The sequence below is a fragment of the Pseudoalteromonas sp. S3260 genome, assembly GCF_005886925.1.
GTDB lineage: Bacteria > Pseudomonadota > Gammaproteobacteria > Enterobacterales > Alteromonadaceae > Pseudoalteromonas > Pseudoalteromonas tetraodonis.
Genome location: NZ_PNCV01000017.1, coordinates 1 through 25,779, shown reverse-complemented (window position 1 = coordinate 25,779; position 25,779 = coordinate 1). Strand labels below are relative to the sequence as shown.

The window sequence follows — 25,779 nt, the reverse complement described above, 5'->3', positions numbered from 1 at the left end:
AAATTAGTAATTTCTTATCCGCAGCTCAGGTTAATTAAAAAATGAAAACTTCGATATTTATTATCAACATGAAACCTTGTGAATCCCGTTGGTATGAGGTTCAAAAGCGACTTAAAGATCTTAATATAAGTGCTGAACGCTTTGAAGCTACTATTGGTAAACATCTTGGTGAGCAAGAGCTCCTCAAATGGTATTGCCCGAAAAAGAATAAAAACTCATATCATCGCAACTTAACACTAGGAGAAATAGGTTGTTACATTAGCCATATGCGAGTCTGGGAGCATATAGTTACACACTCGATACCTATGTGCGTAATACTTGAGGACGACATTATAATTAAATCGCATTTAACTAATACGATTGAATCAGCAGAAAAATTAAAAAATTGGGATTTTATAAAACTTTCCGATAGCCGAGATTTAGCATTTATTAATACACACCCCCTTGAGAGTGAGTTTGTTTTGGGGAATTACTTTAAAGTCCCAAATGGAGCTCAAGGATATATATTATCTCTTGAGGGGGCTAAGAAACTTCTGCACAGAAAGCCATTTTTTAGACCTGTTGATGTTGATATGCAGTTTCATAGTGAAGTTGGGCTCAATATCGTAGGTATTAAGCCATATCCAATTGCCACTAATAGCCAATTTGAAAGTGAAATAGCAAGGACAAATTCAGGTAGGCATTCTAATAAAAGTACATTTATTAGAAATTTAAAACACAGGTTAAACTTATATATGCAACGCAAAAAAATATCAGCTGATCTGTCAATTATAACTAGAAAGTTATAACTGAAGCTCAATATATTGGCTGCATGACTGCGACCTGTTAAATTTTAATAATTTCGCCACGCAATGGCGCCATTTTAGCTAAAATTTTATTTTGCACTGTATGTGGGATATTTTGCTCGTTCATTGCATTTATTAATAAATCGACAACGTGATTGAAGTCTTTTTCGTTTATGTTCATGCCTGTATGAATAGCAACCATAGAGTCACCTTTATATTCACAAGGGCCCTCCACCAGCGAACATAAATGGCTAATAAACCCTTGTCGAAAATGACTGATATTACTGTGCTCAAAGTAATGAAACACTTGTTTGTCATTACCTATTTGTGTAATAAAACTATCAGTTAGCCTCTCAAGCCCAGCTTGTTCGCCAAGCTGGTGATACAAAGAGGTGTTGGGTTGGGTTGTACACCCTGCAAGTAAGTTTAAACAACAAAAAATAAATACACTCAGTTTCATTACCAATACCCCGTAACCGATAAATACCAGCCAGTTTGATTATCAACACCAGCAATCCGCCCTAAATCTAAATAGGCCGCAGTCACACTCATATGCTTATTTGGTATCCACGCTATAAATAAATCACGCCAATCTTGTTCGCCTAACCCCAAGTTGTTGGCTTTTTGTCGATATTCAACACCAATGGCAAGTTCACGACTTACAAAAACTGCACTACTTGCTTCTACTAAAATATGGCTGCCCTCATTAGCCCCGCCATATCCTAACAGTCCTAGCTGATTGGCTTTACTGTAGCGAGTAGTCACATTCCAAAACCAGTTGTACCCAGCAAGTGCGCCCAAATGTAATTTACTGGCGGCTAGGTACACATCTGTACCACTGGTATTTTTTGCGCCAACTAACTTTGCTACTGTGCCATCCTCTAGTGATTTATGCTGTAAACCCATGCTTAGCTGGGGCCACTTACTGTATACTATATCACCATATAAACGAATTTTTGCCCCAGAAATTGACTGCTCTATTTCTGTATTGAGCGCAGGCACATCAAACTGCTGCACTGCATAACTGAGCTCAACTCGATTGAATAGGTTTAGTTGCATGCCGCAGGCATCAAGACGGTAGTCAGTAACATCAGCACGACTACAAAAACCATTAACAGCCCATTCGTCTTCACTGGCATACCCTGCTAATTGTGCCCAAGGAACTAATCCGCCACCTGCACTGCCTTCAATTTGAGACACCCCTGGTGTTGCTAATAATTTCCCCGTAGCAGCCATACTTAACGCACTACAAAATGAGAGTGCCAAGGCGAATAATAACTTAATGTACACGCTGATATTCCTCTAACCATTGTTCTAATTGCTGCGCTTTTAAAGGGCGACTTAAATAGTAACCTTGCGCATGATCGCATTGCATTTCGTGAAGCATTGATAAAGACTCAGCGGTTTCTACCCCTTCAGCCACAACAGAAAACCCCAATTGGTGACCCAGTGTGATTGAAGAGCGCACTATGTATTGATCTTTTTGTGACTCATGCAAAGTTAAAATAAAGCATTTATCTAACTTAAGCTCATCAATAGGTAACATTTTTAATCGCCCCAATGATGTTTGTCCGACACCGTAATCGTCTAATGAGATTTTAACGCCAATAGTTTTTAAATCTTCTAACGCTTTGATACCTTGGGCTTCATTTTCAATCATATCGCGCTCCGTCAACTCAATAGTGACAGAGCTTGGGTTTACTTGGTATTTATTTAAGGTGGCTAGCAACGAAGCGTGAAAACCTGAATGAGCAATATCTTGGGCAGAAACATTAATAGCGGCTTGTAAATGAATATCCTTTTTTGACCAATCGGCTATTTGTGCAATCACAGTCTCGACAACCCAAGCGGTCAGCTCTACTATTAACCCTGACTGCTCGGCTAAATCAATAAAGACCTCAGGCGAGACCCAGCCACCATCTTTTCGTTGCCAACGAATAAGAGACTCTACCTTATCAATTTTCTGACTTTTAATATTCAATTTAGGCTGATAGGTCATAAATAATTGTCCATTATCATCATCAATTGCTTGTTTGAGTTCATCAAGCATAATTAAACGGTCTAAATGCGCCTCATCTTCACCGTCTTGATAATAATGTAAGCTTTGCTGACTCGTTGTAGCTGCATCTACAGCAATGAGTACACGTCGCATTAAATCGTCTGCTTTAGTCCCTTGCTCTGGGTATTGCACAATACCAGCATTAAAGCGTAAGCTTATTTTTAAATTTTTAACCTTGTAAGCTAGCTGTAATTGCTTGAGTAAATCAGCCACTGCACATTTTACCTGCTCAACCTCTGCACAAGGGTAAACCGTTAAAAATTCATCGCCACCAATACGGGCATGAAAACCACCTAGCTCATCAGAAAATTGACGAATACGGTTTGCCACTGCAATTAAACATCCATCCCCTACTTGTGGACCAAGCTTATCGTTTATATGCCTTAAGCCTTTTATATCAATAGCAACAAGCGTGTACCGCGCATCATTAGTGAGCCGCTTAGCTAATAAATCTAACATAGCAGAACGGTTATAAAACCCTGTTAAAGTATCGTGATGTGCTTGAAAACTTATTTGCTGCTCACGCTTATTAATATCATTACCCATGTTATTAAAAGCATTCACGAGCGTTTCTATTTCACTGCTTTGCTTTTTACCTTCAAATTTAAAGCGGTAGTCGCCTTTTGCAAACTGTCTGGCAATAACCGCTAACTGTGAAAGTCCTGTCGTTAAATTATTTGCTAACAAACTACTGGTGATCACACCAAATAACATAGTTAAAACAGCGAGTGTGATCAGCGTTAATAATAATTGCTCAATATCGCGATAACTCGAGGTTAAATCTGCGCTAAGCAGTAAGGTTATCGGATGCGATTGTAAAGAGGGTAAAGCTATTTGTTCGTTTTCATAGGCCAAGTATTCGGCAAAAAAACGAGCCGTAGTTTTATTGTTAAAGTAAGTTATTGGTTGAAAGTTATCTGGTTGGGATACTAGCGAGCTTGTTGTAAAATCATCTAATTGCGCAACAAAACTAACCTCCATTCCGGTTAAGCTTTTTAGCTCAGTAGCCACTGCAGATGTTATTTTAAATCCGACCAAACTGTAAGCTATGGTTCTGGGAGTTTTAACGGGCAATAAAATCACTTGGTACAGCTGGTTATTTAACACCACAAAGCTCGATTGCTCAGAATTATTTAATAACTCATCCATTAAGGGCTGTAGGTTATCGGCAAAATTTTGTGCATTAACATTAGCTGATACTAACCGCCCTGATAAATCGAGCAACAGCATAAGATCCGCATTGATCCGTTGACTGTGGTTGTATAACACACTGCTAATAGTGGCGGCATCACGAGTTGCAACCGCTTGCTTAAAACCAAAATCAGCGGTTAACACCTTTGCGGCTGTTAATAATAAGCCCTCTTTTGATTTTAAATATTGTTTATAAACGCTTTGCGCTACCGTTATATTTTGTTGCACTTTTTCTGCCTGAAATTTACTGGTAGACCACCAAAAGCTCAGTAAACTAACCAAGGTAGTGAGTAATACCAAGCCAACGCAAAGCGTTGTAATACGGCTGCGTAAATTATTGGCCATTGCCTTCCCTAAATTGACTGCCAAAGGTATTACGTGGTGCAGGGGTAGATGTATTTATAGTTATTGATAACGGGCTGGGTGATTCTATATTAAACTGTTTTTTATTATCCAAGGGAGCTGTTTGTAGTGAATGCCAAACACTGGCTTGCACAGGAAAAGTGTCTACTTGCAGCTTTATCTGGCCTTGCTCGTTACTGGTATACACATGACTACTGTTAGCGACATATATATAGCCCACCATGGAGTCATGAATATTGCAGCCTAGAACAACAACACCTTGATTATCAAACTTAATAGGTTCTTCTGGCTGGCCAGAATAAAGCTTTAATTGAAAAGGTTTAGCTTTTGAAAAAGAATAAACATGGTGGCGAATATTATCGCTATTTGGAAAGTCGACGTACTGACCTTGGTGTACAATAAGCAACTCTGGAGAAAACTGTTTATCAACTTGATCCATTACCGGTGTGGGTAAATTGCCCGAAGTTTTTGAAGAAGGTAAATGATTTATTTCTACGACAGCATTAGGCAATACTTGGTCATTCTGATCTTTAATAACCAAATTAATGGTATTACCAAAAGCCGATACACTAAACAATACACCCAGTACTAATAAATAACGACGTTTTGCAATAACTTGCCATGCTCGCTCTAACATAACCACACCCAAAAATTCACCATAGGTTAAGTTAATTAGAGACGAGCACTAATTGCAAGAATTATAGCTCAGTTACTTAAAATACATACTTTTTCATTAGTTAAAATGAGCTTTGCTATATCTGTCTACTTACTACGTTATTTAACGATTAAACCGTAATCAGCATCTAAAATAGCAATCACTTCTTGGCGCGGATCATTAGGTATAATAATCTCTTTACCAATAATTTTGCTCGCGATGCCCACATAAGTGTCAGACACTTCAAGCATTACTGACTCAGGTAAAATATAATCTTTTGCTAACTGCTCACGTTCAGCCATACGGTCTTTATTTAATAACACATCACTCTCTGGTACGTTATTAATTAACAGCTGACGGAAACCTTCCTTTGAGTTTTCAACAATCTTGCCATTTTTATAAGATGCTTCATCCCAAATACGCGATGAATCGGGTGTCCCTACTTCATCAATATAAATAAGTTGCTGCGCACCATTTAAATCTTCTACATAACCAAATTCAAATTTGGTATCAACAAAAATTTGCCCTAGCTTAGCTAACTCACTACTGATTAACTCGAACCCTTCAACCAATAATTTTTCGTATTTGGTGACATCGTCAGCCGATTTAAAATTAAAAACATCTAAGTTGTTTGTAATATTTTCACGAGTGATGTTTACATCATCAACGGCAGGAATATCAGCAACCCCTTCTATAATCCCCTTAGTAGAGGGAGTTATAAGTACTTGCTCAAGCTTTTGATTCGCTTTTAAGCCTTCGGGAAGTTGCAAACCACAAAAGTGTCTTTCGCCTTTGGCGTAGTCGCGCCACATACTACCGGTAATATATTGACGAGCAATCGCTTCAACTTTAACTGTACTGGCTTTACGAACAATCCATACGTATGGATGAGGAATATCAACAATATGATTACCCGCCAAACCGGCTTCATTAAACATGTTAAACCAATGAGCAGCCACTGAGTTTAATGCAATCCCTTTACCAGGAACGCCATTTAGGCCATTTTCACCTTGCCATATGCAATCAAAAGCAGAAATTCTGTCTGAAATAACCATAATGGCTAATTCAGTATCGGCAGGAACGTTATAGCCTTTTTCATTTATTAAGCGTTTGCTATCTGCATCAGTTAACCAATAAACTGAACGCACTTTGCCACTGTGTACTTTACCTTTAGTACGAATGGGTAAGTCATCGTTTACGTCTAAAACTTTATAGCTAGTCATGCTATCTCCGGGGTTTGGCATGCTCAAAGAGCAAAGTATGGAATTGGGGTTAGGCGCTCTATAATAATCTAGCCAACCACAAAGCTCAATCTTAGGCTAAAAACAAATCATCTCAGTATATTTATCTAGCTGGCGCATTGGGGTAAACTTGCATGATTACTTGCCCTAAGGAGCTAACTTGAACTATTTAACTGCCACTAAGAATAAGAAATATTTAATGTATATTTCTCAAAATTATTCCTATGCTATTTTAAGGCCTTTGCAAACAGAAATATTAGCTCAAGGAGGGGAAGTTAAATGGTTTTTAGAAGGTGATAATGTTAATCCTGACTTTTTGAAAAGTGATGAAAAAACACTAAATTCTATTCATGAAATAAATCAATGGGCGCCTGACGCAACCTTTGCACCAGCGAACTCTATCCCTACATTTTTTCCCGGAAAGAAAGTGGCTGTTTTTCACGGCTTTGATGCTGGAAAGCTAAATAAAAAAGGCCAAAACGATCACTTTAAAGTGCGGGGCTGCTTTGATTTATATTGTACACAAGGCCCAAATACAACGGCTCCATTTACGGCGTTACAAAAAAAATTGGGTTATTTTAAGGTAGTAGAAACAGGTTGGCCTCCCCTAGATCAATTTTTTAACGGTAACTCAAAGCCTAGCCACATTGATGAAATAGACTCTCGCCCAACAGTATTGATCTGCTCTACATTCTCAAAACGCTTATCTCTTGCACCTAAACTTTATGAACAAATAAAACACTTTAGTGAAAGCGGTAAATGGCGACTCTTAGTTCAGTTTCATCCTAAAATGGCACAAGAGTGGGTTGATAAATACAAAGCGTTAAGTAATGACAATCTAACCTTTGTTGAAACAGACAATGTTATTCCTTTATTACAATCTGCTGATGTAATGCTGTGCGACACTTCATCCATATTACTGATGTTTTTGGTACAACGAAAACCAGTTGTAACGTTTTGCAATAAAGCACCTGAAAAACACTTACTTAATATTACGGATAAAAATAACGTTGAAGCCGCAATAGACTACGCACTAACTTACCCAAAAGAACTTGTAGATAATATTGAAGCTTTTTGCCAAGAGTTACACCCATACACAGATGGTAAGTCAAGCCAACGAGTACTTTGCGCAACCAATGAACTGTTGCATAGTGATGAAAAGCTCAAAGCTAAACCGCTTAATTTTATTAGACAATTTAAAATGCGCAAAAGACTTAACTATTGGGGTTGGTAAGCCGTTATGATCAACCTTGAGAATGTCTCTTTCAAATGGCAAAAAAGCGCAGTCATCCCGACTCTCGCTATTAAGCAGCTTACGATTAATGCCGGGGAACATGTTTTTTTACATGGTCCAAGCGGCAGTGGTAAATCTACCTTACTAGCGCTACTGGCAGGCATTAATGTAACCACTAGCGGCCAACTTTGTGTTTTAAACCAAAACCTAAGTGCGCTCACCAACGCAAAGCGCGATGTATTTAGAGCGGACCATATTGGCTATATTTTCCAAAACTTTAATTTACTACCTTATTTAACCCCATTAGAAAACGTGTGTTTAGGGTGCCAATTTTCGAAAAAACGTCAGCAACACGTGCTCAGCCAAGCCGATAATTTAGAGAGTGAAGCAGCCAGATTACTCAATGCACTGGGGTTAGAGCCGCACTTTCATAATCAAAATGTTGCCACTTTGAGTATTGGGCAACAACAGCGAGTTGCTGCAGCGCGGGCATTTATAGGCAGCCCTGAACTTATCATTGCCGATGAGCCTACTTCAGCACTTGATACGCAAAATCGTGAAAGCTTTATTAAGCTGCTATTTGAACAAGCAAAAAAAAGTAACAGCACGCTTGTTTTTGTCAGTCACGATGAAACATTAAAGCCACTCTTTAGCCGCACAATCGACTTAGTAAGTTTACAAGGTGATGTATGATTTTATTTAAACTTGCCTATAAAAGTTTGCTCAATAGACGTGCCAGCGTATTACTGACATTGCTCACTATTGCGATTAGCGTCATGTTATTACTCAGTATTGAGCGAGTTCGCGTAGATGCTAAAAGTAGTTTTAGTAATACCATTTCGGGTACCGATTTAATTGTTGGCGCACGCACTGGCGATATTCAATTACTCCTCTCCTCGGTGTTTAGAATTGGCCATACCAACAATGGGGTGAGTTGGCAAAGCTATCAATACATAACAAAACAGCGCGGGGTTAAGTGGAGCATTCCTATCAGCCTTGGAGATAGCCATAAAGGTCAAGCAGTTTTAGGCACCACACTCGATTATTTTAAGCACTATCGATTTGCTAAAAAACAACCCTTAGCATTTGAACAAGGACAGGCTTTTTCTAGCATCAATGAAGTTGTTATAGGTAGTGAGGTTGCAAGTAAACTGGCCTATAAAATTGGTGATGAAATTGTGATTTCTCATGGCATGGGCAATACTAGCTTTCATCATCATGATGATAACCCTTTTAAAGTGGTTGGTATCTTAAAGCCTACCGGTACCCCGGTGGATAAAACCTTGCATGTGCCACTGGCGGCAATTGAGCTGATCCATGGTGGCGGCCATCATGATCATGACGATCATCATGATCACTCGAGCCATGCATTAATTGGGCACCCAAAACAAATTACCGCCTTTTTAATGGGCTTCGACTCACCGCTTTATACGCTACAAATTAGGCGTAACATAAATCAATATAAACAAGAGCCTCTATTAGCGATTATGCCCACAGTCACTTTAAAAGAGCTTTGGGAAATGCTGGCAATAATAGAAAAGATCCTACTGCTATTTTCATTTGTGGTGGTCATTATTAGCTTGCTCGGTATGTTAACCACATTACTTGCTAACCTTAATCAACGCCGCAGAGAACTGGCAATACTGCGTTCTGTGGGTGCCCGCCCTTGGCAATTATTTTCGCTGATCAGTATGGAATCACTGCTTACCACCTTTTTAGGTTGCTTAGTAGGTTGCACTCTATTTTATGCGCTTATGGGTACGACCGCGGGTTACTTACAGAGCCAAGCTGGAGTGAGTATTAATATCAGCATGCTCTCTGACTATGAACTCACTTTGATTGGCGTTATTATGGCTGCGGGATTTATTATTGGCTTGATCCCCGCTACACGCGCTTACTTTTATTCTCTCAGTGATGGTATGAGTATAAAAATATAAACTTTAGGATGATCATGACGTTGTTTAAAGTAACTACACACTCTTTAATGCTATTAAGCGCAGTGCTAATTAGCTTTGCTAGCATTGCAAATCCACCCAAGGAAATTTTTTGGGAAGACCTCATACCCGAGGGCCATGTACAAATAGATACTCAAGCACAAGCTAATCACGAAGGCAGTGAACAAAACTGGGTGCAACCTGATTTAGACGCGCCAGTTGTTAAAGCACTTGATGGGCAGTCTGTTAGCTTACCTGGTTTTGTTGTACCTCTTGAAGGCGATAGCGAACTTATCACCGAGTTTTTATTAGTCCCTTACTTTGGTGCCTGTATTCATGTGCCCCCGCCGCCGCCAAATCAGCTGGTTCATGTGACCATTAAAGGCGGTGTCCCTATCGATAGCTTATACGATGCGATTGTTGTAACGGGTATTATTAAAACGCAAACTTGGTCTGGCGAAATCGCTCAAGTAGGTTACACAATGCAAGCTGTCGGTGTTGCTCCTTTTGAGCTTTAATTCTTAAAATAAAAAAACCGCGTAAAAACGCGGTTTTTTTTATAACGACTTTGTAATAAAATTAAGCCGTGCCACCCACTGTTAGGTTATCTATTTTCAGGCTTGGTTGGCCAACACCTACTGGTACACTTTGACCGTCTTTACCACAAACACCTACACCTTTATCAAGCGCTAAATCATTACCTACCATAGAAATTTGTTGCATAACCTCAGGGCCATTACCAATTAATGTTGCCCCTTTAATTGGCTGGGTGATTTTACCATTTTCAATTAAATACGCTTCTGAGGCACTAAATACAAACTTACCTGAGGTGATATCCACTTGACCACCACCAAAATTGGGAGCAAACACGCCTTTTTTAACCGTGCTGATAATATCAGCTTGGCTATGCTCGCCGCCTAACATGTAAGTGTTGGTCATACGTGGCATAGGTAAATGCGCGTATGACTCACGACGTGCATTACCTGTTGGGTTTACCCCCATCAAACGCGCGTTCATTTTATCTTGCATATAGCCTTTTAAAATACCGTTTTCGATAAGTACGTTATAGGCTGCAGGCGTACCTTCGTCATCTACATTAAGTGAACCACGGCGATCGGCCATAGTACCATCATCAACCACAGTACATAGCTCTGAAGCAACTTTTTGCCCTACTTTACCGCTAAACGCAGACGCGCCTTTACGGTTAAAGTCACCCTCTAGGCCATGACCTACGGCCTCGTGTAACAACACGCCTGGCCAGCCATTACCTAATACCACTTCCATAGTACCCGCAGGGGCATCAATGGCTTCTAAGTTTACTTTAGCTTGACGAACAGCTTCTTCTGCAAAACCCATCCAACGCGGCTTGCCATCAACAAGCTCTTTAAAGTAACCATAATCTAGGCGGGCGCCGCCACCAGCACCGCCACGTTCACGACGACCATTTTTTTCAAGTAATACAGAGCAGTTTAAACGGATCAGTGGGCGAATATCGGTAGCAAAGGTGCCATCACTGGCTGCAATTAATACTTCTTCGTATACCGCAGACATTGAGCTAATAACTTGCTCAGCATCAGGGGCTAATTCGCGAATATAATTTTCAAGCTCACGTAACAAATTAACTTTATCGGTATCGCTCATGCTAGAAATAGGCTGATGTGGCGCATACTGCTGCTTTGCAGCCACATCGCTGAATACTTTAACCGCTTTATCTTCACCGGCATCGGCAATACTACGTGCTGCCGTGGCTGCTTTGTTTAACGCTTCAAGATTGATTGCGTCTGAATACGAAAAACCGGTTTTTTCACCACTAACAGCCCGTACGCCAACACCACGCTCAACATTATAAGACCCTTCTTTAACAAGGCCATCTTCTAATACCCAAGACTCATGATGACTCGATTGAAAATAAAGATCGGCATAATCAACTTTGTGCTGGTGAATATAAGCTAATGTTTTTTCGAGTTCTTCTCGATTTAGCTGGCTGTCGTGTAATAAATGCTGTTCAACCGAATTCATAATAATGGCTCTCTAAATCGTTGGTGAGATTGCAGCGGCATATCTCGTCTAATTTTGTGTAACTGGTTTAAATCTACGGTGCAACTAATAAAACCAAGCCCTGTTGATTTTTCACTTAATGTTTCACCCCAAGGCGATAACATGAGGCTGTGACCATAAGTTTGCCTACCGTTTTCATGCGTTCCATATTGCGCTGCAGCAATAACATAACATTGCGTTTCTATAGCTCGCGCTGCAAGTAGCGGCTGCCAATGCGCTTTACCTGTTGGAACAGTAAACGCACTGGGTACTAATATAATTTCGGCACCTTTGCGAACTAAGGCATTAAATAAACCAGCAAAACGCAAATCATAACACACTGTTAAACCAATTTTACCAAAGGGCGAATCAACAACCACAACCTCATCGCCGGCTTGAGTAAAATCGGATTCTCGGTAGCTACCTGTCTGGTCATCTACCTCAACATCAAATAAATGTATTTTGTTATAGCTTGCAACAATATCGCCTTGGTTATTAAACAAGTGTGAGGCAGCATAATACTTATGCTGGTTATACGGCTCTGGTAGTGTGCCAGCATTTAACCAAATATTGTGCTTACGGCACAATTCACTGAGTTGCTGTTTGTACTGTTCAATACGCTGTGACACTAAAAGCGTATCACCTGCGTGTTTACTAAACACTAAAAATGCTTCTGGTAAACACACTAGCAGCGGACGAGCTGTCGGTAAGATTTGTAAAGCCTGTTTTAATTTTGCAATATTATCATCAGGGTTTAAGCCTGAGCACATTTGCAATGCAATAATCGCAGGGGCTGAATTTATACCTTGTTTATTCATTGTGTGGCGCTAACCTCGGCATCTTTAAGCTTTAACTCTGAGGATGCTTGTGGCTGACTTTGTGCTGCTTGCGGTAAAGTCACCTCTCGACTCTTACGATCTAACTCTTGTACCTGAGGATCGTTCATTTTGCCTGTTACTTTAAAGTTGATCTCTGAGATCACTCGGGCAGAGTGAATCACTTTATCAATTGCTAAAGCTGCAAGCCCCGTTACTGGATTAACCATCCAAGCCACAATCACCGGAATGCTCGAGGTTACTTGTGGTGCCACGGCTAAGTCGTAGTCAATTTCGAGAGTATTTAAATTTGCATACCCTTTTATAGAGAGATCGGCAGGTACCCCATCCATTTTAGTATCTTGGGTATAGGCAATGCCTTTATCTATCTGCATGGTGCCTTGCATGCTGTTATAAAAAAAACCTTTAGAAAATACATCTCTAAAATCAAGCTTTAGCTTACGCACTAATGAATCAAGGCTCAGTAATGAGAATACGCGTGCACCTCCATCACTGATTTCAGTTAAATGGCCTTCGCCTAAATCCCAGCTAATTTCGCCATCTAAACTGGCAATGTCTAAATCATAAGGTGCCGCTTGCCAATTTAGCTGATAATTTAGATTGGCGTTTGAGTCTTTAATAGTGGTGGTAATATCAAACTCATTAAATAAGGCGCCAATATCATCACTTTTAAGTTCACCACTCATCGCCGTTAGGCCATTCTGCCATTGCCCTTTAGTCCGTAATATATGGTCGCCCTTATCAACCACTAGCTCAGAAATAAGCAGCTTTTTACCATCGCCTAACAATGAGGCGCTTACCTTATCAAGCTGATAATGACTTACTTTACAATCGGCACATTCAAATTCAATAGCCGGTAATTTTGTAAGCCATGCAAGTTGTTCAGGGGTTGATTTTTCGCTCAGTCGCTCTGGTTCTGTATCTAAAAAATTAAGCCTTAAATAATCGCTATTAATTCGAATCGGCTGACTTGATTGCCCGCTAGGTATAAATACTTCGGCTCTTAACTCTTTGGCATTGAGCTTTAATTGCAAATTATTATTTAGGGGCGATAAACGCATATCAAAATCATTAAACTGCATGCCACTCACGTTAAAAGAGTTAATATTCGCAATCACTTCATGTAAAGGCGGCATCACGCCCGGCGATGCATTCTCAGGCTGCGCTTTAGCTACATTAATAATTTGATCAATTAAATCAATCCAAGGTAATAACTCACTCTGCGCTAAATTAATACTCACCGCTAAATTTTGTGAGTTAAGCCCTAAGTCTTTTTCACCGATGATAAAATGAGCGTTGGTAAACTGCGATTGAGTATTGTCTAGAATGGCATTGAAATAAAATAACTCATTAATATTTGCAGTGATCAGATTAGAGATATCATCACCTTGAATAACCGCACTCAGAGGCCAAATTTGCTCACTGCTTTTTGTGTATACTCCTGGCAAGGAACTATTTAAGCCAATAAGTGGCGATTCAACTTCGGCACGATAGTTAAACCCTTGCTCGGTAAAATTAAGCTCTAAAGCAATATCAACGTCACTTTGCCCGCTTAAGTAACCATCTAAAATGCCTTGACCATGGTTTATGAGTGTTTGCGCATCAAGCTGAGCATTTATATTTATATTAGCGCGATAATCCTCTGCGTTTGCGTCACTAGTGTAGTTAATCGTTAATGGCATACCAAGCCATGTAGCCGTAGCATCGGTGAGGTTTATTTGTTGATTATTAAAGCTAAGTTCACCCTTTAAATGCTCAAGCGAAATACCGGGAGCAGAAATATAAAGAGGTGAATCAAGTAAATTAACCTTACCAGTTACACTCGCTCCCCCCTCAAATTGTGAACCGATTAGCAATTCAATGTTTGCGCTGGCAAGCCCCTGTCCTTGCGCAACATTAAAAATATCAGCTAATGGATTTGCTAAAGGTGTGGCGGCAAAAAAATCGTGCATTTTTTCAAGCTCAGCTTGCTTATCAATACTAACCACCAATGGCGCATCGCCCATTAAGTCATCAATACTCACATGTACACTACTGCCAACGTCAAGGTTTACAAGTTGGCCTTGCTGGCTATAAATATCCATTCGCTCATTTGCAAAATGCAGCTTTACACTGGCATTTGTGACTGCTGGCCAAGCCGGATCGAATTGATAGGTAGCATTATCTATTTGCGCTAAAACATCAAACTGCCCAGAACCATCGTCAAATGGAAAGCCTGATAATGGACCAGAAAATAACACCTGGGCATTTGTTACTTCACCTGATTTTATTGCGCCATTTAAATAACTAACTAACTCAGGGCTCATTAACGTTAAAGGAAAATAATGACCGGCAACACTGGCATCGGGGGCAAATGCTTCGGCATATAAATCTAAGCGAGGCGTCTTACCTAAACTTAATTTCATCTGTGCGCTTAAGGTCACTTCATTGTTATCAAACCACAGGTTATCACTACTAATATGCCAATCGCCTGAGCGCTTAGCTAAATCTAATTCAATGTTTAGCTGGTTATAGTCAATATTATTACTAAAACTAGCACCTGTAATTAAATGGCTGTTTTCACCAAAAATAGTGATCCGCCCATATTGCTGATTAACTAATCCATCAACCCTTAAAGATTGAGCGGCGGGTACGGCGTTTTTTTCTTGCCAGCTAATTTCATCAGCTTTAAACCATAGTTGCCATTGCTTTGCATCGGCAAACTCTAGATACGCGTTTTTTATTTCACCACTGGGTTGGCGAGCTAAAAAAGGAGTTAAATCAGTAAAATTAGTTAATTCTGCTAAATCATTTAATAGGGCTAAATCGAGTTGCTGTAGCCATATTTTATTTTTCTTGCCTAATAAAGCTTCAAATTCGAGGCTAGGCCACATTATTTCGTTGGTACTAAACGCTAAGCCAGTGCTTTTTAACCGCCAGCTATTTTGCTCAGGGTATAAATGAAATCCCCCTTCACTTAGGCTGACTTTTTGTGTTTGCTCATTGAGTTGCCAATTTACCGCACTCGGTAACCACTGTACTTTTACGTCACTTATTAAGCCTTGTTCTAACCTAAGCCATGCTTGTAAATTTAAATCACTATGCAGTTGCTGCTTTTGAGTATTTATATACTGGGCTAACCAATTTGACACATCAACCTGATTAGCCTGCACATACAGATCACCTACCATTTGCTCTAAGGTTTCACCTTTGAGCGCAATACGGGCATCAAAATTACCCACAGAAATACCCGGTAGCGCTAGACTACCACTGCCAAGATGCTGTTTATCTTGGTTTTGCCATACAATGTTTTCTAATAACAGTTTACGTTCTTTGTTATCTTCTAGTACAAAGCTGATGCTGGAGTTTTCTATTGCAAAGTGACCGGTTTCGCCTAAAAACAGTCCTTCTATTAATTCTTTTTGCTCAAATGAAACTTCATCTTGATCACCTGCAAATAAATTGGCGACATTAACCTTGGTATGAAAACCATTGATCACAAAGTAATTTGATTTAAACTGCAGCGACTTTAAACTTTCCCAAAGATTTAGCTCTAAACTGGTTTTAGCTATGGTTAAAGAGATAGGGGCTGTTTGATTGTCTTTAAATGATAATTCTTCGAGTACTAAAGCGGGACCATTACCTTGCCAACTAGCTGATATAGTACCTATAGATAAACTAATATCAAACCTATCATCAAGGTAGCTTTCTATATCTCCTTTATAATCGTTCGCGTAGGGTAAGGTGTATTTTAAAATAGAAACAATCACGGCCAGTAGTACTAAAATTACAGCACTTATTTGCCATAATTTTCGTACACAATAAAAACAGGCCGCTTTAAATTTCATTACATCATTACCACATCAAACTGCTCTTGGCTGTATAAACTTTCAGTTTGAATATTGACCTGCTTTCCAATAAATAGTTCTAATTCGGCGAGGTTATGATACTCATCATTTAATAGCGCTTCACAAACTGCAGGCGAAGCATACACTACAAACTTATCTGCATCGTAAGCGCGATTAACACGTACTATTTCACGAAGAATTTCATAGCAGACCGTTTCAACTGTTTTTTGTGAGCCACGCCCTGAACATGCTGGGCATACATCACACAGTACATGCTCTAGGCTTTCGCGGGTACGTTTGCGGGTCATTTCAACTAAGCCTAATGCCGACAAACCATTGATATTAGATTTGGCACGATCTTTATCGAGTGCAGATTCTAATGAGTGCATTACTCGGCGTTTATGCTCATCGCTTACCATATCAATAAAGTCGATAATAATAATACCGCCCAAATTGCGCAGCCTTAGTTGACGGGCAATAGCAGACGTTGCTTCTACGTTGGTATTAAAAATAGTTTCTTCAAGGTTACGGTGACCAACAAAAGCACCGGTATTAACATCGACAGTGGTCATCGCTTCAGTTTGATCTATGATCAAATAACCACCCGATTTTAAAGTAACTTTACGATGCAGTGCTTTTTGAATTTCACTTTCTACATCAAATAAATCAAAAATGGGACGCTCACCTGGGTAATACTCAAGCACTTGTGATAACAAAGGCACAAACTCTTCAGTAAACAGCTTAAGCTCTTGGTAGGTAAGCTTAGAGTCAACACGAATGCGCTCCATATCTTCACCTACGTAATCACGTAACGTTCTAAAGGCAAGTGTAAGATCTTCATGCAAGATACTGGCTTTGCTTGTTTTTCTGCGTCTAGAGACAATTTTATCCCAGAGCTTTTTTAAAAAAGCTGCATCGTGTCTCAGCTCAGCTTCACTTGCGCCTTCAGCAGCTGTTCTGACAATAAAACTACCATTTTCATCGCCGTATTCGGCTACAATTTTTTTCAGCCTTGCACGCTCTTCTTCCGTTTCGATACGCTGACTCACCCCAACATGTGTCGCATCAGGCATAAACACTAAATACCGTGAAGGTATCGTGATATCAGTGGTTAAACGTGCCCCTTTGCTACCCAAAGGATCTTTAACCACTTGCACCATAATGTACTGACCTTGGCGAACAAGCTCACGAATATCTTGGACTTTTTTAATCGGCTCGTCGTCAACACCCTCAACGATAGAGGCACTATTAACGATATCTGAAGCGTGTAAAAAGGCAGCTTTCTCTAGGCCTATATCAACAAAAGCGGCTTGCATACCTGGTAACACGCGACTTATTTTACCTAAGTAAATATTACCCACGATACCTAAGTTACCAATACGTTCTAGCTGAATTTCTTGTAATACACCGTTTTCGATTAGGGCAACGCGACTTTCACTTGGCGTGACATTGATCAGTAGTTCTGTACTCATGCTACCCTCTTAAGAATGTATTTAATAATTGTTCTGTCTCATATAAAGGTAAGCCGACAACGGCAAAATAGCTACCCGAAATATGCGTTACAAAGCGCCCACCTAACCCTTGGATACCGTAACCACCGGCTTTATCTTGAGGCTCGCCCGTTTGCCAATAAGCATGTATTTCTTCATCACTGAGCGTTTTAAAGGTGACATCTGTACTGACCACACAACTGAGTACTTTATCTGATGTAGCAAAAGCGATGGCTGTTAACACTTGGTGCGTGCTCCCTGATAAGCGCTTTAAGGTTTGAGTAAAATCGTCTTTATCTCGAGGCTTACATAATGATTGGTTATCCATCACCACCACAGTATCACTACCTAGCACTGGCCGGTCAGTATACCCTTGCTCTACGCCCATTTGCGCCTTTAAACGCGCTAAACGCTCTACATAGTCATGCGGGCGCTCATTAGCAAGCTGACTTTCATCGGCATCAACACTAAACTGTGAAAATTCAATCCCCAATTGGGTTAGAAGCTCTTTACGACGGGGAGACGCGGAGGCTAAATATACTGCGCAAGTCATTATCTGATCCTAAAATGTCTACGGTATTTTCGAAGTAATAAAAATACCCATATCCAGCTCAACATGCCTGTTAATACAGGCCATAAGTAATGTGGGCTAAAATAAACGCCAAGTAAAAAGTGATTTAACCAAAACTGCATTAAGTGGTAAAGCGTTAAGAACAAGCCTATAAGTAGGCTTTGTTGCCACAATGAAAAATTGCGAATTTTTTGGAAGTTACTTGCAGTAACAAAAATACATACTGAATAAGTTAAGGAATTAACACCCAATGAGGAGCCTGTTGCTAAGTCAATTAATAACCCAACAACCCAGGCAGTCCCTATATTTAGTCTATGCGGTAAAGCTAAAGACCAGTACATAAGCACCAACAGCACCCAATCAGGACGAAATGGTTCAAGTGAAAAAGGTAACGGCATTAGCACCATTACTAATGCAAAGAAAATACTTAATGCGATTAAGAGAATATGACGGTTAATCATCACCCATCAACTCCTGCTGATTTAGCCATAATACCACTAGTAACCGAATTCGATCTAATTGAGCTATCGGCTCAGCAAATACTTGAGCAAAAGGTTGGCCTTCATCACGAGTTATTTCGGTGATCACCGCAACCGGATAACCTTCAGGAAAGGTACCACCTAGGCCAGAGGTTACCAGCACATCACCAATACGCACATCTAAGCTATGCGGTACATGTGATAGCTTTAACACGTTAATTTTACCGATACCTTCAACCACTGTGCGCACATCGTTTCGTAATATACGCACCGGTGTTGCATGGGTAGTATCTGTAATTAACAGCACCCGCGAGGTTGTTGAACCAACTTTAGTCAACTGCCCGACCAACCCCATATCATCAATCACCGCTTGGCTTTCGCTTAAACCATCGGTGGTTCCCCGATTTATCACCACTTGGTGACTATAAGGATTTGAATGAACAGAAAGTACTTGAGCAATAATTTTACGATTGGTGTGTTTAGAGGAAGAGCCAAGTAATGCACGAAGTTTTTGATTCTCTTTTGCTAAAAACTCATATTGCTGGATTTGCTCACTTTGCAATACTTGCTTCTTTTTGAGTGCTTCGTTTTCGGTTAGTAACTGCTCACGGGTATGCAAACTTTTGGCGCTAAAGCTAAATACTTCGTAAGGTAGGTTAGCAACATAAATAAGTGGACTGACCAACGTATTCAAACTAGTACGAATGTTCTCGCCACCTTGCGTGTACTTGTCTCCAAGGATCAATACGATACTCAAAAGCACTGCGACAAAAAGTCGCAGTTGCAAAGAAACCGTTTTTTCAAACATTGATTTCATTAATCGTAACTAAAAACGTCACCACCGTGCACATCAATCATTTCAAGGGCCTTGCCGCCGCCACGTGCAACACACGTAAGTGGATCATCAGCAACAACCACTGGAATGCCCGTTTCTTCCATTAGCAGGCGATCTAAATCCTTAAGTAATGCGCCGCCGCCAGTTAACACCATACCATGCGCTGAAATATCAGATGCCAGCTCAGGTGGAGACTGCTCAAGCGCCACCATGACAGCGCTTACAATTCCCATTAGTGGCTCTTGTAATGCTTCTAAGATTTCATGCGAGTTAAGCGTAAACGAACGAGGAACGCCTTCTGCAAGGTTACGACCACGCACTTCTATCTCTACTGGTTCCTCTGTTTTAAATGCCGATCCAATTTGGTGTTTAATATTCTCAGCGGTGGCTTCACCGATTAAGCTACCAAAGTTACGACGCACATAATTAATAATGGCTTCATCGAACTTATCACCACCAATGCGTACTGAAGATGAATACACAACACCATTAAGTGAAATAATAGCGACTTCTGTTGTACCGCCACCAATATCAACCACCATAGAACCCGTTGCTTCAGACACCGGTAAACCGGCACCAATTGCAGCTGCCATTGGCTCTTCGATTAAGTAGACTTCGCGAGCACCTGCACCCATCGCTGATTCACGAATTGCACGCTTTTCAACTTGAGTAGCTCCACAAGGAACACAAATAAGCACGCGTGGGCTTGGGCGCATAAAATTATTATTGTGCACTTGTTTGATGAAGTGCTGTAACATTTTTTCAGTAACATAAAAATCAGCAATCACACCGTCTTTCATTGGACGTATAGCTTTAATATTACCAGGCGTACGGCCCAACATTTGCTTAGCTTCTGTACCTACAGATGCAACACTTTTAGGTCCACCAGCACGCTCTTGACGAATAGCAACAACTGAAGGTTCGTTTAATACAATACCTTCTTCTTTTACATAAATTAGTGTGTTGGCTGTACCTAAATCGATCGATAGATCGTTTGAAAAAATACCACGGAGTTTTTTAAACATGAGGCTGGATGACCTTTGAAATTCGTTCTTATTGTAGTTGCGCTTACTTTAACATTCTCAACACAATGAGCAATGTAAAGCGCAACCGTCTTTGTAATCATTAAAAAGAGGAAGCACCGCTTCCACATTAAATATTATCGTTCGCTCATTAAGCGAAAGCCAATATAATTAGCTCTAAAATCTGGCGCTAAAATTAAACGCGTTGATGCACGAGCAAGGCTAGAGGCAAAATTCCATGCACCTCCGCGAACAACGGCATCTTTTTTATTCCCTGTGCTGCTAGTCCATTCCCATACATTGCCTACAGTATCGTATAAGCCAAATGCATTTGCAGAGAAAGACCCTACCGGAGCCGTGCGTTTATTCGACCACTCGCTACCACACCAACCACAGTTAGCTAGGTTTTTACCAATTTCGTTACCCCATGGGTACTCTGTCTCAGTGCCTGAACGCGCCGCATATTCCCACTCAACCTCAGTGGGTAAACGATACGTTTGCGCTGTTTTATCAGAAAACCATTCAGCGTAAGCAATAGCATCATTTTTGTCAAACACACAGCAGGAAACTCATTGGTTTGCTCAAATCCTGGAGCACGCCAATTTAAGCTTGCTTCCCAAACAGGTTCGCCGTTGAGATAATATGCGCAACCTTTGCCTTTTTCAGCTTCGGTTTTATATTGCGTTTCGTTTACAAACGCTTCAAATGCGCCAACAGTCGCTTCTTTGCTCTACATAGCAAAAGATTCACTAATCGTTTTTTCAACCACGGGGCGTTCATTTTCAAGCCCATTGCCGTTTATATCACCCATTTTAAATTTACCAAAGGGGATCATCACTGCTGATGGGTCCACCATAGGTGGGCGTGTATCAACTTCCATTCCTTTTGGGCAATCTGCTTGTATTATTTGCTCTCGCTTTTTAGTCGGTGCAGCAATCGACTCTGACTTTTTTCCAACTGAGCAAAAAGCGTTCGCGTTTTCTTTAAGTCAATTCGCGCTTTATAAGGGATGTAACCTTCTTTGCGTATTTCTAATTTATGCAAACCACGTGGTAAGTTCGTCACCAAACGAGTAGAACCTACTCGAATATCATTAATAAATACTTCATCGCCGTGTACATTAGAGCGTAAGGTTAACTAAACTAATTGATCTTTCTTGTTCTCAGCGACCACTTTAGGCTTTTTATTAACTGTTTTAGCGACAACGGCAGCGGCTTTATTATCCCCATTATAGCTGAATGTTAACTGACTATCAGAGAAAGTAGTGCTATAAGCTGGCTGATAAGTATTTGCCAGCGGGGTACCATACTCTAAACAAAAACTATTATTCACACTAAGTAAGTGACATAAACGACTGCTGTTTACATCTCCGCGCATAGTAACGCTTAATTGACGTTGTAATCACCTTGCCCGCTAAATGCGCCCTTAATCACGTGACTACTTAAAATTTGTACTTGTGCCCCTGCCATGTCTCGCTTAGGTTCAACAAGACGTTTTTCTGTAAGATTTTCAAATATTTGATCTAAAAAACGTTTAGTTGCCTTTTTCAGCTCTATTTGCTGACCGCTCTGCTCACATGCCGCCAGTGTTTCAGTCCGCTTACAGTTAATGGTATGGTCAACTTCAAACGTACCCTCTCGGGTAAACTCGTTGCGTAATCGCTCTACACGCGCCGTGGTATATTGCACTTTTAAGCTTTCAATGGTGTTTTGAAGTGCATGTTTATCAGCGCGAATTTGCTCAATATCTTTTAGATGGGATGCAATTGCCGCCAATTGCATAGAAATATCATTTTTATTTTGTTCTTGATCAACAACGGCTTTTTGATAACGCGACTGTGCAGAGGTAATGTCTAGCGACGGATTATCAATTAAACGTCGATACATATCATTCATCGCATCCAACGCTTGGTTTTTTTCTTTATCAAGCTGTGTGGAACGCGTTATCAGCAATTCAAGTTGTGTTTGAAGTTGATTCTCTTCTTTTAAATATTTGCCGAGCATCGTCGTTGAACGAGTGTATTCTGTTTGTTTCGTATTAATCTCTGATTCAATTCTGTTTACAGTAGTTGTATCTTGTGCAAATACTGTGCTTGCAAAAAAGCTAGCAGAAATTAACAGAGATAAAGGAGCAATTCGCATATATTCCAGACCCAAAAAAGCGGCAATTATTTGGTTATTATTATTTTTTATAATAAAACCTTATGCTATGTACTTGAAGCACAAAACACAAGCTTTGTTCATTTATTATCTCAGTTTACAACTATTATCCCGTTTCATGCCAGTAAATAACCGTTTCATTTGTACTAAATAGCTAATTTATTTAACAACACCGAGATTTATCTGCATTTTACGCTATTAAGATGCCAATTTAGCCGCGTATTCATATTTTTTAGTTTGCTTAAGTAATAAAAACTGAGTCAAAATAACGCTATTACACAGCACATTCATCATGTAACTAATGAAAAAGAGTGATAATGCCAATACCATTCAGTATTAATGAACATAGCTATTTACAAACAATTACCAGTGAATTACTAACAGACAAGAAAATAACTTTAACTATTAAGCGCGATGATTTATTGCATCCACTTATCAGCGGTAATAAATGGCGAAAGCTCAAATACAATTTAGTTCGTATGCAACAACTGGGTAAATCTGAATTACTTACATTTGGTGGTGCTTTTTCAAATCACATTCATGCGTGCGCCGCTGCTGGTAAAGAGTTTAACTTAACAACCCACGCAATTGTGCGCGGCCCACAGCTTGATCTAAATAATCCTACTCTAAAATTTGCACAGCAATGTGGTATGCAGTTACATGCAGTCAATCGTATAGAGTACAAACAACGACATGATGAAGCCTATTTAGCCGCATTACAGGCACGCTTTCCAAACGCATACATTCTACCTGAAGGAGGCACTAACGAGTTTGCTATAGAGGGATGTAAAGAGCTTGCCCAGAGTTTACCTGAGCACGACTACTTAATCTGTCCAACTGGCAGTGGCGGTACCTTGGCTGGATTGGTAGAGGGCAGCTCAAATAAAATCAACCTACTAGGGATTGCTGTTTTAAAGCAAGCCGACTACCTGCGGGACGAAATACGCGCTCTTAGCCCTAAAGCAAAATCACAAAATAACTGGCAACTACTTACGCAATTTCACGGTGGTGGATATGCTCGTTTTACAGCTGAGTTATGGCAGTTTTGCCAACACATGCAGAATCAACATCAATTACCCTTGGAGCCTATTTACAGCGGTAAAATGATGTACGCACTTTGGCAGCTCATCAATAATGATTACTTTGCCCCTAACAGCAAAATTATTGCAATACATACTGGTGGGTTGCAAGGTTTAGAAGGGCTAAAATATCGCAAATTAGTGTAGAGTATATTTAACTTGTTAATTGCTTAGCATTAGTGAAATGCGACTTGAGTATAATTGGGTAGTAATTTAGAAAAATATCCTCCTTGCGCGCCGCTAATGCCTATTACTTTTAAAAGTTGTAGCTCCTGAGGCGTCTCTACATCAAGTGCAAATACTGACAAGCTCAATAATCTACTTATATGCACAATTCCCCTAACGTATTTTTGTTGTGAATTACTGCGCTCTATCCCATGGACAAGTTCAAAAGCTAAGTTAAGCCCTGATATTTGTTTATTAAGCGTAAACTTAAAAATATTTTTACTGCTTCTCACATCATCAATTACAATATTGCAGTTTAGTGCCGCTATTGCTGCAAAAGCGCCTTGCAACCGTAATTGATTATTTAAGAATTCTGATTCATTTATAGAAAATTGCAGTGTATGTTGGTTTTTTAAGTCATTGATATAAGCAGTTAACCAGCTCCAAAACTCGTTATTAAACCAGTTTTTAGGATGTAACTTAATACTGATAACTGACGATGAGTTATCTATAAGCAATAGTTTTTTTACTTGCATAACTACCGCTTGATCGTGCAATAGCGCCTCACCTTCGTTATAAAATTGACTGATACTTTCTTGATTAAGTAATTGTTTATTTCCCCTGTCATTACTTTTAATTGATACGTAATGCTTAATAATAGCGCCGCTATCGAGCTCGTATACTGGTTGAAATAAAATAGCCAATTTTTGCTTTTTAATTCGTTGTGGTATTGAGTGTCTATCGAGCTTTTGGACATGACCATAATTTAACGCTAATTGGTGATAATGCTTAACTCGATTTTGCTGCGAAAGAGTAAGTGCCGACTTTGCCAACTGATACACCATAACCTGATCAGCCTCGGAATAATAAGTACATAAACCTACTTTTACATGCCTCTGTGCAGTTCTTGGCGCCAATACATGAGCGGCACTTACAATGCATTGATGTAAATATTTAGCGCAATTGAGTTTATCAATTGCATCAATCCCTGTGAGAGTAAAAGCGAAATTGCCTGCAGTTAATAACTTAACCGATATTTCAGTCGTATTAATAAAGTCTTTTGCCAATAAGACTTTAAGAGTCGCTTGTAAGTCAGTGTTTGCATCAAAATGACATTCACACTGAATAAGTGCAAATACATTATATTTAATTGTTTCCTGCACATTAGTTGTCGCTATTGGAGCGAGCTGTAAAGAACTCACTTTGGGTGCATAACGTACTTTCTTATTATTAAAGTACTGCTGACGTTTAGAGGTTATTGTGCTGTTTTTTATTGTTTTAGGCTTTTTAAAACGTCGAATGCAAAGCATAGCGAGCAAAAGAACCGCGTTTATTATTAAAAACAAATAGCTATAGCTATACCAAACTGGCCATGAGTAGAGCAAAATTCCTTTTGAGTTAGCGCTAAAATAATGTTTTTGTTTTTCTATATAAATAGAGTTTTTATTAGGGGCGAGCGTAAAAGGCGTATTTGCAATAAGTTGTTTTTCATTGGCCAATGGCTGTTGCAATTGCTTTGCTAGCTTTAAACCAACTTGCTCGTTTTGATGCTGTAAAACCAAACTTAAACCGCTATTAATAATCACTAGCAAGGCGATACACAGAGCAAAAAACAAAGCATTTGAATAATTGGTAAAGTGAAATTTACTGGCTTTCATAACCCACCGGCACATCAAATAAGTTATTAAAGTGTTGTCTACTATTTGCAATTGTACAAGCCAATAATAAAAGTTTAGCGAAGGTTTAAAAGTTAGTACTTAATGTTATAAACATTATATTTAGCCTTCAATTAGTTAACTAACCTGAGCTGCACATAA

20 protein-coding genes and 1 pseudogene are annotated in these 25,779 nt (G+C 39.8%); 6 read left to right on the top strand and 15 right to left on the bottom strand.

Going from position 1 to position 25,779, the window contains the following annotated elements; genetic code table 11:
* Positions 1–41 precede the first annotated feature (41 nt).
* A complete protein-coding gene (locus CWC14_RS03890) occupies positions 42–788 on the top strand; it encodes a glycosyltransferase family 25 protein (protein ID WP_008113762.1) in 747 nt (248 codons plus the stop codon).
* Between the two features lie 37 nt (positions 789–825).
* On the opposite strand, the gene CWC14_RS03885 is transcribed toward CWC14_RS03890, so the two are convergent.
* The 5 genes from CWC14_RS03885 to CWC14_RS03865 all read right to left on the bottom strand — a co-directional run bounded on the left by CWC14_RS03885 (position 826) and on the right by CWC14_RS03865 (position 6,276).
* A complete protein-coding gene (locus tag CWC14_RS03885) occupies positions 826–1,245 on the bottom strand; it encodes a group I truncated hemoglobin (RefSeq protein WP_008468306.1) in 420 nt (139 codons plus the stop codon).
* Positions 1,245–2,075 carry a DUF3034 family protein gene (locus CWC14_RS03880; protein ID WP_138561383.1) on the bottom strand — a complete coding sequence of 277 codons (831 nt, stop codon included), beginning with the start codon at positions 2,073–2,075 and terminating at the stop codon, positions 1,245–1,247. Before CWC14_RS03880 ends, CWC14_RS03885 begins: the two co-directional genes overlap by 1 nt.
* Positions 2,065–4,380, bottom strand: coding sequence for a bifunctional diguanylate cyclase/phosphodiesterase (locus CWC14_RS03875; protein ID WP_138561381.1), 2,316 nt, complete (start codon positions 4,378–4,380; stop codon positions 2,065–2,067). The genes CWC14_RS03880 and CWC14_RS03875 overlap by 11 nt, the downstream gene beginning before the upstream one ends.
* Positions 4,370–5,035, bottom strand: coding sequence for a methylamine utilization protein (locus tag CWC14_RS03870; RefSeq protein ID WP_138561379.1), 666 nt, complete (start codon positions 5,033–5,035; stop codon positions 4,370–4,372). The genes CWC14_RS03875 and CWC14_RS03870 overlap by 11 nt, the downstream gene beginning before the upstream one ends.
* 137 nt (positions 5,036–5,172) lie before the next feature.
* Positions 5,173–6,276 (bottom strand): phosphoribosylaminoimidazolesuccinocarboxamide synthase, encoded by a 1,104-nt coding sequence (locus CWC14_RS03865; protein ID WP_008113749.1) that lies wholly within the window; start codon positions 6,274–6,276, stop codon positions 5,173–5,175.
* A 217-nt stretch (positions 6,277–6,493) separates the two neighbouring features.
* Between CWC14_RS03865 and CWC14_RS03860 the strand changes: the two genes are divergently transcribed.
* Genes CWC14_RS03860 through CWC14_RS03845 form a run of 4 tightly spaced genes read left to right on the top strand, consistent with a single transcriptional unit; the run spans position 6,494 to position 9,980 of the window.
* Positions 6,494–7,528 carry a CDP-glycerol glycerophosphotransferase family protein gene (locus CWC14_RS03860; protein ID WP_138561385.1) on the top strand — a complete coding sequence of 345 codons (1,035 nt, stop codon included), beginning with the start codon at positions 6,494–6,496 and terminating at the stop codon, positions 7,526–7,528.
* 6 nt (positions 7,529–7,534) lie between these two features.
* Positions 7,535–8,221 carry an ABC transporter ATP-binding protein gene (locus CWC14_RS03855; protein WP_138561377.1) on the top strand — a complete coding sequence of 229 codons (687 nt, stop codon included), beginning with the start codon at positions 7,535–7,537 and terminating at the stop codon, positions 8,219–8,221.
* Positions 8,218–9,465, top strand: coding sequence for an ABC transporter permease (locus CWC14_RS03850; protein WP_008113744.1), 1,248 nt, complete (start codon positions 8,218–8,220; stop codon positions 9,463–9,465). Before CWC14_RS03855 ends, CWC14_RS03850 begins: the two co-directional genes overlap by 4 nt.
* A 14-nt stretch (positions 9,466–9,479) precedes the next feature.
* Positions 9,480–9,980 carry a DUF3299 domain-containing protein gene (locus CWC14_RS03845; RefSeq protein ID WP_028834506.1) on the top strand — a complete coding sequence of 167 codons (501 nt, stop codon included), beginning with the start codon at positions 9,480–9,482 and terminating at the stop codon, positions 9,978–9,980.
* Positions 9,981–10,041: 61 nt separating this feature from the next.
* On the opposite strand, the gene tldD is transcribed toward CWC14_RS03845, so the two are convergent.
* The 9 genes and pseudogenes from tldD to CWC14_RS03800 all read right to left on the bottom strand — a co-directional run bounded on the left by tldD (position 10,042) and on the right by CWC14_RS03800 (position 22,700).
* Positions 10,042–11,481 (bottom strand): metalloprotease TldD, encoded by a 1,440-nt coding sequence (gene tldD, locus CWC14_RS03840; protein ID WP_036981136.1) that lies wholly within the window; start codon positions 11,479–11,481, stop codon positions 10,042–10,044.
* Entirely contained in the window at positions 11,478–12,317 is an 840-nt protein-coding gene (locus tag CWC14_RS03835; protein ID WP_138561375.1) for a carbon-nitrogen hydrolase family protein, read from the bottom strand. The genes tldD and CWC14_RS03835 overlap by 4 nt, the downstream gene beginning before the upstream one ends.
* Positions 12,314–16,162 (bottom strand): YhdP family protein, encoded by a 3,849-nt coding sequence (locus tag CWC14_RS03830; protein WP_138561373.1) that lies wholly within the window; start codon positions 16,160–16,162, stop codon positions 12,314–12,316. The genes CWC14_RS03835 and CWC14_RS03830 overlap by 4 nt, the downstream gene beginning before the upstream one ends.
* A complete protein-coding gene (gene rng, locus CWC14_RS03825) occupies positions 16,162–17,634 on the bottom strand; it encodes a ribonuclease G (RefSeq protein WP_013463925.1) in 1,473 nt (490 codons plus the stop codon). Before rng ends, CWC14_RS03830 begins: the two co-directional genes overlap by 1 nt.
* Position 17,635: 1 nt before the next feature.
* Positions 17,636–18,205 carry a Maf family protein gene (locus CWC14_RS03820; protein ID WP_069438829.1) on the bottom strand — a complete coding sequence of 190 codons (570 nt, stop codon included), beginning with the start codon at positions 18,203–18,205 and terminating at the stop codon, positions 17,636–17,638.
* Complete coding sequence (gene mreD, locus CWC14_RS03815; RefSeq protein WP_138561370.1) at positions 18,205–18,684, bottom strand: rod shape-determining protein MreD; 480 nt, start codon at positions 18,682–18,684, stop codon at positions 18,205–18,207. The genes CWC14_RS03820 and mreD overlap by 1 nt, the downstream gene beginning before the upstream one ends.
* Positions 18,677–19,519, bottom strand: a complete 843-nt coding sequence (gene mreC / locus CWC14_RS03810; RefSeq protein WP_016900309.1) for a rod shape-determining protein MreC — start codon at positions 19,517–19,519, stop codon at positions 18,677–18,679. Before mreC ends, mreD begins: the two co-directional genes overlap by 8 nt.
* Positions 19,519–20,562, bottom strand: coding sequence for a rod shape-determining protein (locus CWC14_RS03805; protein ID WP_138561368.1), 1,044 nt, complete (start codon positions 20,560–20,562; stop codon positions 19,519–19,521). The genes mreC and CWC14_RS03805 overlap by 1 nt, the downstream gene beginning before the upstream one ends.
* Before the next feature lie 134 nt (positions 20,563–20,696).
* A pseudogene (locus CWC14_RS03800) lies at positions 20,697–22,700 on the bottom strand (SUMF1/EgtB/PvdO family nonheme iron enzyme).
* A gap of 335 nt (positions 22,701–23,035) precedes the next feature.
* Here CWC14_RS03800 and CWC14_RS03795 point away from each other — a divergent pair.
* Positions 23,036–23,944, top strand: a complete 909-nt coding sequence (locus CWC14_RS03795) for a 1-aminocyclopropane-1-carboxylate deaminase/D-cysteine desulfhydrase (protein ID WP_138561366.1) — start codon at positions 23,036–23,038, stop codon at positions 23,942–23,944.
* 29 nt (positions 23,945–23,973) lie between these two features.
* On the opposite strand, the gene CWC14_RS03790 is transcribed toward CWC14_RS03795, so the two are convergent.
* Complete coding sequence (locus CWC14_RS03790; RefSeq protein WP_008113715.1) at positions 23,974–25,620, bottom strand: EAL domain-containing protein; 1,647 nt, start codon at positions 25,618–25,620, stop codon at positions 23,974–23,976.
* Between the last annotated feature and the right edge of the window lie 159 nt (positions 25,621–25,779).

Coding starts and splice junctions, on each gene's coding strand:
- CWC14_RS03890 (WP_008113762.1), top strand. CDS start 42: ATGAAAACTTCGATATTTATTATCAACATGAAACCTTGTGAATCCCGT.
- CWC14_RS03885 (WP_008468306.1), bottom strand. CDS start 1,245: ATGAAACTGAGTGTATTTATTTTTTGTTGTTTAAACTTACTTGCAGGG.
- CWC14_RS03875 (WP_138561381.1), bottom strand. CDS start 4,380: ATGGCCAATAATTTACGCAGCCGTATTACAACGCTTTGCGTTGGCTTG.
- CWC14_RS03870 (WP_138561379.1), bottom strand. CDS start 5,035: ATGTTAGAGCGAGCATGGCAAGTTATTGCAAAACGTCGTTATTTATTA.
- CWC14_RS03865 (WP_008113749.1), bottom strand. CDS start 6,276: ATGACTAGCTATAAAGTTTTAGACGTAAACGATGACTTACCCATTCGT.
- CWC14_RS03860 (WP_138561385.1), top strand. CDS start 6,494: ATGTATATTTCTCAAAATTATTCCTATGCTATTTTAAGGCCTTTGCAA.
- CWC14_RS03855 (WP_138561377.1), top strand. CDS start 7,535: ATGATCAACCTTGAGAATGTCTCTTTCAAATGGCAAAAAAGCGCAGTC.
- CWC14_RS03850 (WP_008113744.1), top strand. CDS start 8,218: ATGATTTTATTTAAACTTGCCTATAAAAGTTTGCTCAATAGACGTGCC.
- CWC14_RS03845 (WP_028834506.1), top strand. CDS start 9,480: ATGACGTTGTTTAAAGTAACTACACACTCTTTAATGCTATTAAGCGCA.
- tldD (WP_036981136.1), bottom strand. CDS start 11,481: ATGAATTCGGTTGAACAGCATTTATTACACGACAGCCAGCTAAATCGA.
- CWC14_RS03835 (WP_138561375.1), bottom strand. CDS start 12,317: ATGAATAAACAAGGTATAAATTCAGCCCCTGCGATTATTGCATTGCAA.
- CWC14_RS03830 (WP_138561373.1), bottom strand. CDS start 16,162: ATGAAATTTAAAGCGGCCTGTTTTTATTGTGTACGAAAATTATGGCAA.
- rng (WP_013463925.1), bottom strand. CDS start 17,634: ATGAGTACAGAACTACTGATCAATGTCACGCCAAGTGAAAGTCGCGTT.
- CWC14_RS03820 (WP_069438829.1), bottom strand. CDS start 18,205: ATGACTTGCGCAGTATATTTAGCCTCCGCGTCTCCCCGTCGTAAAGAG.
- mreD (WP_138561370.1), bottom strand. CDS start 18,684: ATGATTAACCGTCATATTCTCTTAATCGCATTAAGTATTTTCTTTGCA.
- mreC (WP_016900309.1), bottom strand. CDS start 19,519: ATGAAATCAATGTTTGAAAAAACGGTTTCTTTGCAACTGCGACTTTTT.
- CWC14_RS03805 (WP_138561368.1), bottom strand. CDS start 20,562: ATGTTTAAAAAACTCCGTGGTATTTTTTCAAACGATCTATCGATCGAT.
- CWC14_RS03795 (WP_138561366.1), top strand. CDS start 23,036: ATGCCAATACCATTCAGTATTAATGAACATAGCTATTTACAAACAATT.
- CWC14_RS03790 (WP_008113715.1), bottom strand. CDS start 25,620: ATGAAAGCCAGTAAATTTCACTTTACCAATTATTCAAATGCTTTGTTT.